Origin of the sequence: Falsiroseomonas selenitidurans, assembly GCF_012103215.1 — a bacterium.
Lineage (GTDB): Bacteria > Pseudomonadota > Alphaproteobacteria > Acetobacterales > Acetobacteraceae > Falsiroseomonas > Falsiroseomonas selenitidurans.
This window is the reverse complement of record NZ_JAAVNE010000025.1, coordinates 61616-77440: the sequence shown is the minus strand read 5'-3', so window position 1 is coordinate 77440 and position 15825 is coordinate 61616. Positions and strand designations below refer to the sequence as shown.

Below are 15825 nucleotides of genomic sequence, written 5' to 3'. Positions count from 1 at the left end.
ACCGCCGCCTGCCCCGTGGGGCTGGCCGTGCCGCCGAGCGGCGAGGGCGCCACTTCCAGCGCCGCGCCGCGGGCGCGCACCAGCGGCCGGACCAGGGCGATGGCCTGGCGGTGCAGTGACTGGGCGGCGGCCAGCGCCTCGGCCGGCACCGCTTCCGGCCGCGCTTCCGCGGCCAGCAGCACGGCGCCGGCGGCGCGGGCCACCAGCCCCACGGCTTCGGCGTGCTGCCGCAGCGGCGCGGGAACGGCGCCGTCCAGCGCCATGCCGTCCACCCGCACCATTCGCCCGGCCTCCTCCATCTCCACCGTGCCGGGGTGGATCACGGCCAGGGCACGGGCGATCGGCCCGCCCAGCGCCAGCGGGTCCAGGTGCGGCACGGCACGGGCCAGGGCCAGCAGCGCCAGCGCCTGGCCAGCCAGGGTGGTGGCGCCGCGGCCGTTCTCCTGGAAGCAGCCATTGGATTTCTGCAGCGCCAGCAGGCGCCGCACCAGATTCTCGACCTGGCCGGCGCCCGCCGCGGGGCCGGAGCCGGCGCGCAGACGCGCCTCCGCCGCCAGCACCGCATGGGCCAGGTCCGGCAGGCTCGGCTGGCCCTGGGTGAGCGCCGCCATGTGCCGGTCCAGCCAGGCTTCCAGCGCCACCACCCGCGCCACCGGCAGCGGCACCCGGTAGGCGCCGCGTGCCGCCAGCAGGATCTGCGTCGCCACCGCGTTCAGCGCGGCGCCATCGGTCGGCAGCGGGTCCAGGTCCAGGCCCGCCACGCCGGGCTGGCCGGCGGCCCGCATCGCCACCTCCGCCGCCTCGGCCTGCGTGCCCGCCGCCAGCAGCCGGTCCTCCTGCACCACCAGCGTGGCGCCGGGCGCCAGGCTCGCCCCGCCATGCCGCAGGATCAGCCAATGCAGCGCGCCGGGCCGGGCGGCGATGGCCTTCACGCCGACCACGCCCGCCGGCGCGCCGGGGCGGATGTGCAGCGTCGGCGCGCCGGCCGGCCAGCCGGCGGCGCCGATTGCCAGGTGGCGCGCCGGGGTCGCTTCCGCCCAGGCGGCGACGCCGGCGGCCTGCGGCACGGGCTGGTCCTTCCAGGGGGCAGCCGGCCCGGCGCCCACGGCGACGCGACCCTCCGCTAGTTCCAGCCCGTTGCTGCCCAGCTGGTCCACCGCGGTGGTCAGCCGCAGGCGCTGGACCTTCTGCTTCGCGGCGACGAAGGTGACCGTCAGCCGCAGCAGCGGCGAGCCGGCCATGATCGCGTAGTCGTAGCGCAGCACACCGGCTTCCGCCTGGCGGGTACGCACCAGCCCGGCCTTGCCGGCGATGCGGCTTTCATGCCGCAGCACCACGCCCTCCCCCTGCCGCAGGATGGCGCAGTCGCGGATATTGTCCTCGACATCGACGGCGTTGCGATGCCGGCCGAGGCGGAATTCCACCAGATTGCCGGTGTGCAGCACCGGCGGCGCAGCGGCGCCGCGCAGCTGCTGGCGAACCATGCCGGCGGACAGGTCGCCGGTGAAGCGGTGGAAGGGCGTCAGGATTTCGAAATTGCGCGGGTCGTCGCGCAGCACCTCGATGCCGCCGGCCGCGGCGCGGCGGCAGGGCAGCGGCGCCTCCGCCATGGCCATGACGAAGTCCAGCACGCCATCGGCGAAGGCCGGATCGCCGTCCCGCACCTCCGGCTGCACCAGAAGCTCCGCCGCGCGGGCATTGGCGGGGGCGGCGCAGAAGCTGCCACCCTCGGCGCCCTCGGCTTCCGCCAGGGCGCGCAGCCGGCGCCCGCCCACCGTCACCTCCCGCAGCAGGGCGCCGCGGAGATGGGCGATCAGGCGGTCGCGGTCCGTCGCGTGCAGCAGGTTGCGCATGGGGTCGGCTCAGCCCTCCGGAAAGCCGGGGCAGGATACCTGCGCCGGGGGTGCCCCGTGAAGGGTGCGCGCCGCGAAGGGATGACCGGGCACCACGGCGCCCGGCCCGGCCTCAGAGACCCTTCGCCACTGCCGGCGGCCGGGGGTCGGCGGGCGCTTCTTCCGCCCTGCAAGGCGCAGGGCGCCGCCGATGCGGATGGCGTCGGCAAGACCGGCAGCGCCGCAAGGGCGGAAAAGCGCCACCGAACCGACCCGCCGGTGCTGTCAGACGGTCCCTCAGCGCCCCGTCATGATCCGCTCGACCAGCTGCTTCGCCGTCGGCACGAAGCCGTTCGAATAGAAGGGGTCGCTGGCGAAGCGGTAGGCGTTGTGGCCGGCGAACATCAGGTTGCGCTCCAGCGCCCCGTCATGCGCCACGTCCTGCAGCGTCTTCTGGATGCAGAAGCTGCGCGGATCGGCCTTCTTGCCGGTGGAGAAGTCCGGTTCGGTCTGCGCCCAGTTCGAGAAGCGGCAATGGCTGAGGCAGCCCATGCAGTCGATCTGGTCCTTCAGGATTTCCCGCGCATTCTCCGGGGTCACGAAGATCAGCGTGTTGTCCGGCGTGCGCATCGCCTCGGTGAAGCCCTCGGCCTCCCAGTGATGCACCCGGGCGCGGTCATGCGGCGTCAGGTAGACCAGACGCTTGCGCGGGCCCACGCCGAACTCGGCGATATGGTCGCCCACCGGTTCGCTGGTGAAGGCCACCTGACGCTCGTTGCGGTCTTCCAGCTCGCGCAGGAATTCGTTGCGGATGGCGCTGGAATAGAAGCCGGTGGGGGAGAAGGGCTGCAGCGAGACATCGCCCGGCTTCAGCGTCAGCAGGCGCTGCTTCCAGGCCTCGCTGATCGGGCTTTCCCGGGTCAGCAGCGGACGAGTGCCGAACTGGAAGGCGATCGGGCCGAGATCGGGGTTGTCGATCCAGTCCTCCCACTCCTCCAGCCACCAGACGCCGCCAGCCATGATGATCGGCACGTCGCCCAGGCCGAATTCGCGCATCTGCTGGCGCAGCTTCAGCACGCGGGGGAAGGGATCCTCCGGCCGCTTCGGGTCCTCGGAATTGGACAGGCCGTTATGGCCGCCGGCCAGCCAGGGGTCCTCATAGACCACGCCGCCCAGCCATTCCCGTGTCTTCGAATAGGCGCGCTTCCACAGCGCGGCGAAGGCGCGGGAGGAGGAGATGATCGGGTAGTAGTGCACCCCGTAGTCGCGGGCGATGTCCGCCAGGCGATAGGGCATGCCGGCGCCGCAGGTGATGCCGTGGATCAGGCCCCTGGCGCCTTCCAGCATGCCCCGCGCCACGCGTTCCGCCCCGCCCATCTCCCACAGGATGTTGGCGTGGATGCGGCCCTGGCCGCCGGCGCGTTCATGCGCTTCCTTCGCCTGGGCGATGCCGCCGGCGATGCCGTAGGCGACGAGTTCCTCATGCCGTTCGCGCCGCGTGCGGCCGGAATAGGTCTGGCGGATGAGGTTGCCCTCGGCGTCGTAGCTGTCGGCGTTCACCGCGGAAAAGGTGCCGACGCCGCCGCCGGATGCCCAGCCGCCGCAGGTCGCGCCGTTGGACACGGCAACGCCTTTGCCGCCTTCCACCAGCGGAAGAACCTCCACGCCACCCATGCGGATCGGGTTGATGGCCTTCAAGATATTCAGGCTCCGGTCACATTCTTGGACATGCGCTTGCCGTCCGGTCCATCGCATGTGACCGGAATATGGCGTTCCCGCTGCCGCAGGGGGAGGCCCCCCCCTGCGGTTTGCGGAAAAGGCCCGGGGATCAGTCCCCGGCGTTCTCGCGGCGCGGGCGGAAGCTGCGCTCGCCGTCGCGGCGCGGCGGGCGGTCGCCACGCGGGGCGCGTTCCCCGCCACCTTCGCCATCCTCGCGCGGGCGGCGGGCGCCGACCTGCTCGGAGATGTCGGCGCCGGTCGTCTGGTCGACCACGCGCATGGACAGCTTCACCTTGCCGCGGTCGTCGAAGCCGATGACCTTCACCTTCACCGCATCGCCGTCCTTGACCACGTCCGTGGTCTTCTGGACGCGCTCATTCTGCAGTTCGGAGATGTGGACCAGCCCGTCCTTGGCGCCGAGGAAGTTCACGAAGGCGCCGAATTCGGCCGTCTTCACCACCTTGCCGTTGTAGATCTTGCCGATCTCCGGCTCGGCGACGATGCCCATGATCCGGTCGATGGCCTTCTGGGCAGCCTCGATCGTCGTCGCCGCCACCTTGATGGTGCCGTCGTCGTCGATGTCGATCTTGGTGCCGGTCTGCTCCGTGATCTCGCGGATCACCTTGCCGCCGGAGCCGATCACATCGCGGATCTTGTCCTTGTTGATGTTGATGACCGTGATGCGGGGCGCGGTCGCGGCCACGTCGCCGCGGGCGCCGGACAGGCCCTTGGCCATCTCGCCCAGGATGTGCAGGCGGCCGTCCTTCGCCTGGCCGAGGGCGATCTTCATGATGTCGAAGGTGATGGACGTGATCTTGATGTCCATCTGCAGCGCGGTGATGCCCGCCTCGGACCCCGCCACCTTGAAGTCCATGTCGCCCAGGTGGTCTTCGTCACCCAGGATGTCGGACAGCACGGCGAAGCCGCGGTCTTCCTTGATCAGGCCCATGGCGATGCCGGCGCAGGGGCGCTTCAGCGGCGCACCGGCATCCATCAGCGCGAGCGAGGTGCCGCAGACGGTGGCCATGGAGGAGGAGCCGTTGGACTCCGTGATCTCCGACACGACGCGCATCGTGTAGGGGAACTTCTCCTTCTCCGGCAGCAGCGGATGCAGCGCGCGCCAAGCGAGCTTGCCGTGGCCGATCTCACGACGGCCCGGGCTGCCCATGCGGCCCGTCTCGTTCACCGAATAGGGAGGGAAGTTGTAGTGCAGCATGAAGTTCTCGCGGTACTCGCCCGCGAGGGCGTCGATGATCTGCTCATCCTGCCCGGTGCCCAGCGTTGCCACGCACAGCGCCTGCGTCTCGCCGCGGGTGAACAGGGCGGAGCCATGGGCGCGCGGCAGCACGCCGACCTCGGCCACGATCGGGCGCACGGTCTTGGTGTCGCGGCCATCGATGCGCATGCCGGTGTCGAGGATGGCGTTGCGGACCACATCCGCCTCCAGCTCCTTCAGCAGGCCCTTGGCGGCGCCGGCATCGAGGCCTTCGGCCTCCAGCGCGGCCAGAACCTGCTTCTTCACCGCGCCGACCTGCGCCTGCCGGGCCAGCTTCTCGATGGTCTTGTAGGCTTCGACCATCGGCGCGCGGCCGAGCTCGGCGATGCGGGTCTTCAGCGCCTTCACGCTGTCGGCTTCCTCGGGCAGCGCCCAGGGCTCCTTGGCGGCCACCTCGGCCAGCTCGATGATCCCCTGGATCACCGCCTGGAAGGATTTGTGGCCGAATTCCACGGCGCCGAGCATCACATCCTCGGACAGTTCCTGCGCTTCCGATTCCACCATCAGCACGCCCTCGGCGGTGCCGGCGACCATCAGGTCGAGCTGGGATTGCAGCAGCTGGGCGGCGGTCGGGTTCAGCACATAGCCGCCATCGATATAGGCGACGCGCGCGCCGGCGACCGGGCCGAAGAACGGAATGCCGGAGAGCGTCAGCGCGGCGGAGCAGCCGACCAGGGCCACCACATCCGGGTTGTTCTCCAGGTCATGCGACAGCACGGTCGCGACCACCTGGACCTCGTTGCGGAAGCCCTCCGGGAACAGCGGGCGCAGCGGGCGGTCGATGAGGCGGGAGACCAGGGTCTCGTTCTCGGAGGGCCGGCCCTCACGCTTGAAGAAGCCGCCCGGGATCTTGCCGGCGGCGAAGGCCTTCTCCTGGTAGTTCACCGTCAGCGGGAAGAAGTCCTGGCCCGGCTTCACGGAGCGGGCGCCGACCACGGTGCAGAGCACGATGGTGTCGCCGAGGCGGGCCATCACCGCGCCATCCGCCTGGCGGGCGATCTTGCCCGTCTCCAGCGTCAGCAGCTGGCCACCCCAGGAAATGTCCTTGCGGAAATACTTGTCGAACATGAAACGTCCTTCTTGGCGCCGCCGGATGCGACGCCACAGCGAAAGGCCACCCAGGCGCAGGGCGCGCAGGCGGCCGGAACGCGACGAAGGCGGAGGCCGGGAGGGTTCCGCGCCCGAGAGGACGCGGCGACTCGGGCGGCATGGGTCCCACCGCGGCCTTCCCCCTGGGGGGCACGACGCGATGGGGACGGCGCTGCAAGGAGGCCGCCCATGTGGCCGGAGGCGCCGTCATCGTCCCATCCGGGCACGGCTGGTCCGCAAGGCTTCCGCTGCCATCGCAGCGAAGGTCTTTCCCGCATCCGGGACCGACCCGCGCGGCCTATGGCACGCCAGGCCCCGAAAGGCCAGCGGAAAGGGGTTAATGCCAGGCCCCGTCCATGGTGACCGGTCACCGCCGCGATCACCGGCCTGGCTGCGCGCCACCGGGCCCGGCGGCCATCCGGCCGCTCGCCCGCCTTCGGCGGGCGCAGGTTCCGATCCAGCGGATCCGGGAAAAGGCGGTGTCAGGCGGCCCGTCAGCGGCGCTGCTGCTCGGCCTCCAGGAACCGGGGATCGTTGAAGTCGAACAGCCGGTCCGGCAGGGCGATCCCGGTCTGCACCTCGTACAGCGTCACCCGCGTCTCCCGCCCCTGGCTGTCCAGCACGGTCCATTGCCGCAATTCCAGCGGCTGCTCGCTGAAGGTCAGCGTCAGCAGCCCCTCCGCCCGCGCCCCGGTGCGGTGCAGCCCGACCCGGAAGAAGCCGGCCGAACGCTCCGTGCCCGTCACCGTGATATCCCCGGCCAGCCGGATCTCCGGCCGCAGCAGCAGGCCGAGCGGGGTGGAGGAGGCCGGCACGGCAGTCGGCTGGCGCAACTCCCGGTCATACATCAGCACCTGGCCGCCGGAGGCCACCAGCAGCAGCGGCTCCGGCGGGTCGTAATCGAAGCGCATGCGGCCGGGGCGGCTGATCAGCGCCGTGCCCTGGGCGGAAGCACCGTTCTGCGCCACCTGCAGGAAGCGCGCCCGCAGGGTGGTGAGGGCATTGAGATAGGCCTCCACCCGCGCCAGGCCCTCCCGGTCGATCCGGGCCTGCGCCGCCAGGGGGCGCGCCGCGGCGGCGCTGGCCAGGGCCAGGCCGGCAGCAGCAAGGAACCGGCGACGGGCGATCGGGGGCGTCAGGGCATCGGACATCGACTGGAGATGGTCCATCGGCCGCGTCGCGGAAAGCCCCCCGGCATCGCGCCACGGCTTAACCATGCTTCAATCCTCGGCGCGGCAGGATGAGACCAGCGCCACCGGCCAAGACAGCCGTTGCATCCCAAGAATCGGGTCCCGGCCCCCTTTCCCGTCGCGGAGCCTGAAGATGCCCTTCGATTTCGTCTCCCCCACCGCCGACCTGCCGATCGAGTCCGGCGCCATCCATGGCGTGCCGCGACATGAGCTGGTGGCGCATGCCATGACCCAGATCGCCCCCGGCCTGCGCATGGCGGTGGCGGAGATCGAGGTCTCCGGCGGCGGCCAGTTCGTGCATATGGGCATGGTGTTCGACCAGGTGGCCTGGCGCGCCGCCTGGCGCCGCCCGGGCCTGCCGGTGGCCAGCGGCAGCTTCCCGGTGTGGAATGGCGCGCCCGTCTGAGGCCGACGGCCGCCGACCGCGGCCGCCGCCCGGTCCTTCGCCTGAACCGGCCAGGCGGGTGCGCGCGCCTTCGCCAGCCTTGCCGCTTCGCATGGCGACTCGGGAAATGCGTTGGAACAAGAGGCTGGGGCCGCTTCACCGTCTTCGGTCCCGGTGAAACGGCTCTATGTCCCGCCCGGGCTTCGCCCTACCCTCCCGCCGCCCGAGCGGCAGGAGAGCCAGCATGTTCGAGACCGAAGCCACCCCCGAAGCGCGCATCGCCGGCGCCGCCGCGCTGCTGGCCGATATCCGCCGCGGCCGCCGGGCGCCCCTCGCCGGCCTGCCGGCCGGATTGCAGCCCGCCGACATTGCCGAGGCGACGGCGATTCAGGACGCCACCCTGGCGGCGCTGGGCTGGGGGATCGCCGGCTGGAAGGTGGGCCGCACCTTCGACCAGCCGATCGCCGCCCCCCTGCCGGCGCCCACCGTCGCGCCGCTCGGCACGGCGCCGTTGCACCTGCCGCTGGGCGCGGGCATGGAGCTGGAAGTGGCCTTCCGCCTGCGCCAGGGGCTGGACGCCGCGGCGCTGGCCGCGCTGCAGCCGGCCGATGTGCCCGGACTCGCCGACCTCGTCCTGCTGTTCGAATTCGTCGAGACCCGCTTCGCCGCCGACCATCCGGCCACGGATCTGGAGAAGCTGGCCGATTGCGTCTCCAACGGCAGCACCGTCTACGGCCCGGCCACCGGCGCCTGGGGCTGGGCGGATGCGGAAAGCCTGGCGATGCGCCTGGCGGTGGACGGGATCGAGGTGGCGCGCCACGAAGGCCCGCATCGCGCCATGCCGCTGGCGGAGCTGGTGGCCGCCTGGCGCGACCGCTGCCTGGCCAGCGGCCATGCACCCCAGGCCGGGGAGGTGGTGACGCTGGGCAGCCAGACCGGGCTGCTGCCGGTTCCCGCCGCCGGCGGCACGCTGCGCGGCGAGATGACCGGCCGCGGCAGCCTGGAATGCCGCATCCTGCCGCTCGGAAGCTGAGGGGAGGCTGACGGGCGGCCGAGGCCTCAGCCGGCTGGCGGGCCGTAGCCCGGGCGGGAAGGCAGGGGCCAGGCCTCGGCCTCCAGCCGATCCGCGGTGCCGGCGATCCGCACCGCAGCCAGCGGATGCCCCGCATCCAGCGCCTGCACGGCCAATGCCCGCAACGCCGCCAGGATCGACTCCAGCGACCCGGCGCCAGGCGCCTCGGTCTGCGGTGGCATCGGGGTTGGCTGGGGCGGGAGAGACATTGTCGCGAGAATGGACCGGCTGAGATTTCCGGGTAAAGCCGCACCCAGCGCCGCGTCGCCACGCCCCATCACAAGCGCGCGAGTCGAATCACCCTTGTCGTGGGGTGATTAGAACATATCATGAACGCACACCCACTTCCGGACCTGGCCCATGGAGCTGCTGCAGAAACTGGAGATCCTCGCCGATGCAGCGAAATACGACGCCTCCTGCGCCTCCTCCGGCACCACCCGGCGCAACAGCCTGTCCGGCGGCCTCGGCAGCACGGAGGGCAGCGGCATCTGCCACGCCTATGCGCCGGACGGGCGCTGCATCTCGCTGCTGAAGGTGCTGCTGACCAATGCCTGCGTCTTCGACTGCGCCTACTGCATCAACCGCGCCTCCTCCAACACGCCGCGCGCCCGCTTCACGGTGGAGGAGGTGGTCCAGCTGACGCTCGGCTTCTACCGCCGCAACGTGATCGAGGGGCTGTTCCTGTCCTCCGGCATCATCCGCTCCCCGGACTACACCATGGAACAGGTGGTGCGCGTGGCGCGCAGCCTGCGGGAGGAGCATGGCTTCCGCGGCTACATCCACCTCAAGACCATCCCGGACGCCGATCCGGGCCTGCTGGCGGAAGCCGGCCGGCATGCCGACCGCCTGTCCATCAACCTGGAACTGCCGACCGCGGCCGGGCTGGAAAGCCTGGCGCCGGAGAAGAGCCACCGCCGCATCCGCCACGCCATGGCCGGGCTGCGCCAGCAGATTGAGGGCGCGGAGGCGGCGCGGAAGGAAGCCCGCCGGGCACGGCCGGACCGCTTCGCCCCGGCCGGGCAGAGCACGCAGATGATCGTCGGCGCCGATGGCGCGGATGACGGCGCCATCCTGGGCACCGCGACCGATCTCTATGCCAGCTACCGCATGCGCCGCGTCTACTACTCGGCCTATTCGCCGATTCCGGAGGCCTCGCGCCTGCTGCCGCCCAGCCCGCCGCCGCTGGTGCGTGAACACCGGCTGTACCAGGCCGACTGGCTGCTGCGCTTCTACGGCTTCTCGCGGGAGGAGGTGATGGCCGGCGGCCAGGGCGGCATGCTGGACCTGGAACTGGACCCGAAGACCGCCTGGGCCCTGCAATCCCGCGCCAGCTTCCCCGTCGATGTGAACCGCGCGCCGCGGGAGGCGCTGCTGCGCGTGCCCGGGCTGGGGGCGAAGACGGTGGACCGCCTGCTCGCCGCCCGCCGCCACGCCACGCTGCGGGTGGCGGATCTCGCCCGGCTGCGCGTCAGCCTGCCCCGGGTGCTGCCCTTCGTGGTGCTGACCGACCATGTGCCGCGCGGGCTGGAGGCGGAGGGGCTGCGCCGCCGCCTGCTGCCCGCCACCGCCTTCGCCGCCTTGGCGAAGCCCCGCCAGATGGCGCTGTTCTGATGCCCGCGCCGCTGCTGCCGATGGCGCAGGGCTGGGCGCCGCCGCTGGGGGTCGTTGCCACCCTGCCCGGCCCCGCCGATTTCCCGGCCTGGCGGCAGGCCGCGCGCCGGCTTGTGGCGGCCGGCATCCCGCCGGAGCGCACGGAATGGGTTGTGGAGGGCGAATTGCCCGGCCTGCTGGCCGAGGCCCCGCCGCCGGAGGCGCCGGCCAAGCCCTTCAGCGTGCCGCGCGCCTTCCTCGACCAGGCCGAGATCGCCATCCGCCACAGCGACCCCGCCCGCTTCGCGCTGCTCTATGCGCTGCTGTGGCGCCTGGTGCAGGGGGAGCGCCACCTGATGCAGGCGGCGACCGACCCGGCGGTGATCCGCCTGGCGGCGCTGGCCAAGGCGGTGCGGCGGGATGCGCACAAGATGCACGCCTTCCTCCGCTTCCGGGAGGTGCAGGCGGCGGACGGGCCGCGCCACGTCGCCTGGTTCGAGCCCGACCACCATATCGAGGAGGCGGAGGCGGATTTCTTCCTCCGCCGCTTCGCCGCGCTGCGCTGGTCCATCGTCACGCCACGCCGCTCCGTCGCCTGGGACGGGCAGGCGCTGGCCTTCGGGCCGGGCGGGCGGCGGGCGGATGTGCCGCCGGACGATGCGATGGAGCCGCTGTGGCGCGCCTACTATGCCGCCATCTTCAACCCGGCCCGCCTCAAGCCCGCGGCCATGCGGGCCGAGATGCCCCGGAAGTATTGGCGCAACCTGCCGGAAGCCGCCGAGATTCCGCGCCTGATGGCGGAAGCCCCGCGGCGGGTGGCGGCGATGGTGGCGCAGGCGGCACCGAACCCGCGGCCGCAGGACCGGCGGCACCTGTCCCCCCACCCCGGCGCCACGCATCTTTCCCGGGCGATGGGCGTTGCCCCGGCCATGACCATGCCGATCGACGCCCATCCCGACCCCGAACGGGCCCTGGCCGCCCTGCGGGAGGAGCTGCTGGCCCGCCCCGACCTGCCGGATTTCGCCAGCCGCGCCACCCAGCCCGTGTTCGGGGAGGGACCGGTCGGCGCCGCCCTGTTCATCCTCGGCGAGCAGCCGGGGGATGAGGAGGATATCAGCGGCCGCCCCTTCGTCGGGCCCGCCGGGCGGCTGCTGGACCGCGCCTTGATCCAGGCCGGGCTGGACCGGGGACAGGCCTATGTCACCAACGCGGTGAAGCACTTCAAATTCACGCCCACCGGCAAGCGCCGCCTGCACCAGAGCCCGGATGCCGGCGACATCACCTACTACCGCCCCTTCCTGGCGCGCGAGATCGCGGCGGTGGCGCCGCGGCTGGTGGTGGCGATGGGCGCATCCGCCCTGCTGGCCGCGACGGGGCGGAAGTTGCCGGTGCTGAAGACGCGCGGGCAGGTGGTGCCGGGGCTGACCGGACCGCCGGTCTTCGCCACCATTCACCCCAGCTACATGCTGCGCCTGCCGGACCCGGACGCCCAGGCCGAGGCCTTCCAGGGCTTCGTCGCCGACCTGCTTGCGGCGCGGGGGCAGGCGGGGTAGCGCCGCCGAGGCCCGGCGTCGGAGGGGCAGGACGGTGAATCCGTCATGCGCCGGGTCTCAGTTGAGGCGCTGGCGCAGCTCCTCCAGCAGCCCGCGCACCCGCATGGCCTGCAGGCCTTCCGGCACCAGGCGCAGGAAGGTCTCGAGCGCGGCGATGGCGGCGCCGATGCGGTCCAGCCGCTGGTGCATCAGCCCGGCCTCGCGCCACAGCGGCGCGGCCTCGGGGGCGATCCGCAGCATGTCCTCGGTGCAGGCCACGGCGCCGGGCAGGTCGCCATCGCGCAGCCGGCGCACCTTGATGTTGTTCTGCAGGCGGAGCAGCACCGCGCGCTTGTCCATCGGCGCCAGGGCGGCGGGGCCAAGCTCCGCCTGTTCGCCGGCGAAGCGCTTCAGGGTGGCGCGCAGCTCCCGCGCATCCAGCGCCTTGCCGCCGGCGAAGACATCCACCACCACCTTGCCGCGCCCGGCCAGGGCCAGCAGGAAATGGCCGGGGAAATCCACCCCATGCGCCTCCCACCCCGCGGCCTCCGCCGCGTGCAGCCACAGGATGCCCAGCGCCACGGGCAGGCCGCGCCGGCGCAGCATCACGCGCAGCAGGTTGGCGTTTGCCAGGTCCTCATAGGTCTCGCCGTCGCCGCCATAGCCGAAGCGGCCCTGCAGCACCTCCGCCAGCACCGCGCGGCGCCGTTCCGCATCGCCGGCATCGGCCCGGCGGTCGGCGGCGGCGGCCTGAACCGCGTCCCGTGCCAGGCTGGTCAGGTGCTCCGCCCCCTGGCGCCAGTCGAGTTCCGGCGCGTCGATGCGGGCCAACTGCAGCGCTGCGGCGGCGATGTCGATCTCCGCATCGGGCAGGCTGCCGATCGCGGCCAGCGCCGCCCGCGCCTCCGCCACGCCCGGCGGCGGCGCCTCCTGGCCCGGATCGCCTGCGCCGGCCTCAGCCACGGTCAGCCGGCCGTGCGCGGCAGCATGTGGCCCAGCCGCCTTCCGCCGAAGATGTGGACATGGAAATGCGGCACCTCCTGCCCCGCATCCTCGCCCATGTTCGACAGGATGCGATAGCCCGTCGCCTCCAGGCCCAGGGTGCGGGCGACATGGCCGACGGCGCGCCAGAAGCCGGCGATCTCGGCATCGGAGGCATGGGCGGCGAAATCCGCCTGGCTGACATAGGCGCCCTTCGGGATCACCAGCACATGCACCGGGGCCTGCGGGTTGATGTCGTGGAAGGCCAGGGCGAAGGCGTCCTCATGCACCGCCTTGGCCGGGATCTCGCCGCGCAGGATGCGGGCGAAGATGTTCTGCGGGTCGTAGGGGGGCAGGCCGGTCACGCGCATCCATCTGGCTCCCGAGGCTCGGTCAGGCTCCCGTTTCTGGCGAGGCCGGGCCGCTGGCGCAAGCGCCGCGCGCGGCCACCGGCCGCCTCGGCATGGGGGAGGCAAGCGGGCCGGCGCAGGAATGCCCGTCGATGGCGCTCGGATCGTTCCCGCGATGGCGGCGCTTTCGCGCCTTCGCCCAGGAACGCTCAGGGCAGCTTGCTGGTGTTCGCCGCCCGCACCAGCGCCTTCGGCCGCGCCGCCTTTTCCGCAATGCCGGAGATGCCCTGGCGGCGGGCGAGTTCGGCCCAGACCTCGGCGGGCGCGATGCCGGCATCCACCCAGACCACCACCAGGTGATACAGCAGGTCGGCGCTTTCCAGCACCGTCGCCTGGCGGTTGCCCAGCGTCGCCTCGATGACGCATTCCACCGCCTCCTCGCCCAGCTTCTGCGCCACCTTGGGCGTGCCGCGCGACAGCAGGCGGGCGGAGTGGGAAGTGGCGGTGTCGCCGGCCTGGCGCCGCGACTCCACCGTCTGCCACAGCGTGTCAAGGACGGTGGCTTCCGCACCGTCCACCGCATAGGGCTGCAGGGCGCTGGCGCCGGCGCTCAGCGCGCGCGGGGCGCGCAGCATTTCGGGCGCCGGCAGGGTGGCGGGAAGCGGCAGGGCAGCGGCGACCTTGGCGGATTTGCGCTGTGCCTTGGCCGGCTTCGGCGGCTTGGCCTCGGCCGGCTTCGACCGCTTCGCCTCGGCCGCCTTGGACAGTTTGAGCTTCGGCTTCGGCAGCTTGGCCTTGGGGAGCTTCGGCTTGGCCGCCTTGGCCTTGGCGGCGCCGGCCGGCCCCTGCTTCACCGTCTTCGCCATCAGCCTGCCTCCGCCATCGGTCGCACCGGCAGGCCGGCGCCATCCAGCGCCGCCTTGGCCTCCGCGATCCGCATCTGTCCATAATGAAACACGCTTGCCGCCAGCAACCCGGTGGCGCCGGCGCGGGCGCCGTCGACGAAATGCGACGCCTCCCCCACCCCGCCGGAGGCGACGAGCGGCAGCCGCACCGCCGCCCGTACCGCGCGCAGCAGCGCCAGGTCGAAGCCCGCCCTTGTGCCGTCCCGGTCCATCGAGGTCAGCAGGATCTCCCCGGCGCCGCGCGCCTCGGCCTGCCGGCACCAGTCGATCGCGTCGATGCCGGTGCCGCGGCGGCCGCCATGGGTGAAGACCTCCCACCCCCCCTTGCCATCGCCCCGCGCATCGACGGCGACGACGATGGCCTGGCTGCCGAAGGCCTCCGCGCCGCGGGTCACCAGCGCCGGGTCGGCAACCGCCGAGGAATTGACCGAGATCTTGTCCGCGCCGGCCAGCAGCAGGCGCCGCATATCCTCCACGCTGCGCACGCCGCCGCCGACCGTCAGCGGGATGAACACCTGCGCCGCGGTGCGGGCGACGACATCGAGGATGGTGTCCCGCCCCTCATGGCTGGCGCCGATATCCAGGAAGGTGACCTCGTCCGCGCCTTCCCGGTCATAGAGCCGGGCCTGTTCCACCGGGTCCCCGGCATCGCGCAGTTCGAGGAAATTCACGCCCTTGACGACGCGGCCATCCTTCACGTCCAGGCAGGGAATCACACGCAGGGCCAGCACCGGCAGCACTCCGGAGGGGGACGGGGGACAAGATCCCGACATGTCGCTTGCCACGCCCACCAGCGGCGGCGGCGGCGCGGAGACGGTGATTGAGGCGTGGGGGCGCCGCGGTCAAGCCATGTTGATGCGGTGCAGCAGTTGCGCCAGCACCCAGGCGGCCAGGCCGAAGCCGAGCATCCCCTGCACGTCGCGGAGGTGCAGCAGGGTGCCAGGGCCGGTGGCGCCGGGCAGGCGCCCCTTGCGCCGCAGCAGCAGCAGGGCGATGCGGATGCCGAGCCAGGCGGCCAGCACGGCGCAGGCCGCCCAGGCCAGTTCCAGCGCCGTCGCCAGCACGGGGCTAGGGCATTTTCAAGCCTTGCGGCTTCGCAAGGCGACTCGGAAAATGCGTCGAAACAATGAGCTGGAGCCGCTTCACCGTCTTCGCCTGCGGTGAAACGGCTCTAGCCGGCGGCCAGCGCCAGCGCCGCCGCCGGGTCCACCCGGCCGTCATAAAGCGCGCGGCCCAGGATGGCACCGGCCACCACGCCTTCCGCCTGCAGCGCCACGATGTCCTCGATGGACGCCACGCCGCCCGAGGCGATGACCGGGATCGGCACGGCGCGCGCCAGTTCGGCCGTCGCCGCCAGGTTCACGCCCGTCAGCATGCCGTCGCGGGCGATGTCGGTGTAGATGATGGCGGCCGCGCCGCTGTCGGCGAAGGCACGGGCCAGCCCCACCGCGGTGGTGCCGCTGGTCTCCGCCCAGCCTTCCGTGGCCACGAAGCCGTCCCGCGCATCGATGCCGAGTGCCACGCGCCCCGGAAAGGCGCGGCAGGCGGCGCGGGCGAAATCCGGGTCCTTCACCGCCGCCGAGCCGAGGATGATGCGGGTGACGCCGGCCGCCAGCCAGGCCTCGGCGGTCGCCATGTCCCGGATGCCGCCGCCGAGCTGCACCGAAAGCCCCGGCACCGCGGCGATGATGGCCTGCACCGCGGCCACATTGGCCGGCCTGCCGGCGAAGGCACCGTCCAGATCCACCACATGCACCCAGGCGAAGCCGGCGGCGGCGAAATCCACCGCCTGCGCCGCCGGGTCGGCGTTGTAGAGGGTGGCCTGCGCCATGTCGCCGCGCTTGAGGCGCACCACCTGCCCGGCCTTCAGGTCGATGGCCGGATACAGCGTGAAACCCATGGGA

Annotated in this window: 15 protein-coding genes; 4 read left to right on the top strand and 11 right to left on the bottom strand. The window is 72.4% G+C overall.

The genetic code is table 11. From position 1 onward, the window contains the following. From HEQ75_RS15985 to HEQ75_RS15970, 4 genes are all read right to left on the bottom strand, one after another. Positions 1-1853, bottom strand: a 1853-nt coding sequence (locus tag HEQ75_RS15985) for a hypothetical protein (protein WP_209318595.1), incomplete at its 3' end; no start/stop codon positions are given. Positions 1854-2129: 276 nt separating this feature from the next. Beyond that, positions 2130-3530, bottom strand: coding sequence for an NAD(P)H-dependent flavin oxidoreductase (locus HEQ75_RS15980; protein WP_168032361.1), 1401 nt, complete (start codon positions 3528-3530; stop codon positions 2130-2132). 130 nt (positions 3531-3660) lie between these two features. After that, the gene (pnp, locus tag HEQ75_RS15975; RefSeq protein ID WP_168032360.1) at positions 3661-5895 is read right to left on the bottom strand and encodes a polyribonucleotide nucleotidyltransferase; all 2235 of its coding nucleotides are present in this window, start codon (positions 5893-5895) and stop codon (positions 3661-3663) included. Between the two features lie 515 nt (positions 5896-6410). Then, positions 6411-7067, bottom strand: coding sequence for a LolA family protein (locus HEQ75_RS15970; protein ID WP_209318594.1), 657 nt, complete (start codon positions 7065-7067; stop codon positions 6411-6413). A 172-nt stretch (positions 7068-7239) separates the two neighbouring features. Here HEQ75_RS15970 and HEQ75_RS15965 point away from each other — a divergent pair, with 172 nt between their 5' ends. Continuing rightward, positions 7240-7512 carry a hypothetical protein gene (locus HEQ75_RS15965; protein ID WP_168032359.1) on the top strand — a complete coding sequence of 91 codons (273 nt, stop codon included), beginning with the start codon at positions 7240-7242 and terminating at the stop codon, positions 7510-7512. Positions 7513-7735: 223 nt separating this feature from the next. Further along, positions 7736-8524, top strand: coding sequence for a hypothetical protein (locus HEQ75_RS15960; protein WP_168032358.1), 789 nt, complete (start codon positions 7736-7738; stop codon positions 8522-8524). A gap of 26 nt (positions 8525-8550) precedes the next feature. On the opposite strand, the gene HEQ75_RS15955 is transcribed toward HEQ75_RS15960, so the two are convergent. Continuing rightward, on the bottom strand, positions 8551-8745 hold the full coding sequence (locus HEQ75_RS15955; protein ID WP_168032357.1) for a hypothetical protein: 195 nt from the start codon (positions 8743-8745) through the stop codon (positions 8551-8553). A gap of 178 nt (positions 8746-8923) precedes the next feature. Between HEQ75_RS15955 and HEQ75_RS15950 the strand changes: the two genes are divergently transcribed. Both HEQ75_RS15950 and HEQ75_RS15945 read left to right on the top strand, forming a co-directional pair. Continuing rightward, positions 8924-10174 carry a putative DNA modification/repair radical SAM protein gene (locus tag HEQ75_RS15950; protein ID WP_168032356.1) on the top strand — a complete coding sequence of 417 codons (1251 nt, stop codon included), beginning with the start codon at positions 8924-8926 and terminating at the stop codon, positions 10172-10174. Continuing rightward, on the top strand, positions 10174-11706 hold the full coding sequence (locus tag HEQ75_RS15945) for a UdgX family uracil-DNA binding protein (protein WP_235961748.1): 1533 nt from the start codon (positions 10174-10176) through the stop codon (positions 11704-11706). The genes HEQ75_RS15950 and HEQ75_RS15945 overlap by 1 nt, the downstream gene beginning before the upstream one ends. Positions 11707-11763: 57 nt before the next feature. Here the strand turns inward: HEQ75_RS15945 and HEQ75_RS15940 are convergent, their stop codons facing one another. From HEQ75_RS15940 to hisA, 6 genes are all read right to left on the bottom strand, one after another. Continuing rightward, positions 11764-12648: a SirB1 family protein gene (locus HEQ75_RS15940; protein ID WP_328734111.1), complete on the bottom strand. Its 885-nt coding sequence runs from the start codon at positions 12646-12648 to the stop codon at positions 11764-11766. A 2-nt stretch (positions 12649-12650) separates the two neighbouring features. Next, a complete protein-coding gene (locus HEQ75_RS15935; protein WP_168032355.1) occupies positions 12651-13037 on the bottom strand; it encodes a histidine triad nucleotide-binding protein in 387 nt (128 codons plus the stop codon). Positions 13038-13225: 188 nt separating this feature from the next. Continuing rightward, on the bottom strand, positions 13226-13882 hold the full coding sequence (locus HEQ75_RS29190; protein WP_168032354.1) for a phosphoribosyl-ATP diphosphatase: 657 nt from the start codon (positions 13880-13882) through the stop codon (positions 13226-13228). Further along, the gene (hisF, locus tag HEQ75_RS15925; RefSeq protein WP_168032353.1) at positions 13882-14652 is read right to left on the bottom strand and encodes an imidazole glycerol phosphate synthase subunit HisF; all 771 of its coding nucleotides are present in this window, start codon (positions 14650-14652) and stop codon (positions 13882-13884) included. The genes HEQ75_RS29190 and hisF overlap by 1 nt, the downstream gene beginning before the upstream one ends. Before the next feature lie 111 nt (positions 14653-14763). Then, on the bottom strand, positions 14764-14985 hold the full coding sequence (locus HEQ75_RS15920; RefSeq protein ID WP_168032351.1) for a hypothetical protein: 222 nt from the start codon (positions 14983-14985) through the stop codon (positions 14764-14766). 107 nt (positions 14986-15092) lie between these two features. Continuing rightward, positions 15093-15821, bottom strand: a complete 729-nt coding sequence (gene hisA, locus HEQ75_RS15915) for a 1-(5-phosphoribosyl)-5-[(5-phosphoribosylamino)methylideneamino]imidazole-4-carboxamide isomerase (RefSeq protein WP_168032349.1) — start codon at positions 15819-15821, stop codon at positions 15093-15095. Positions 15822-15825 lie beyond the last annotated feature (4 nt).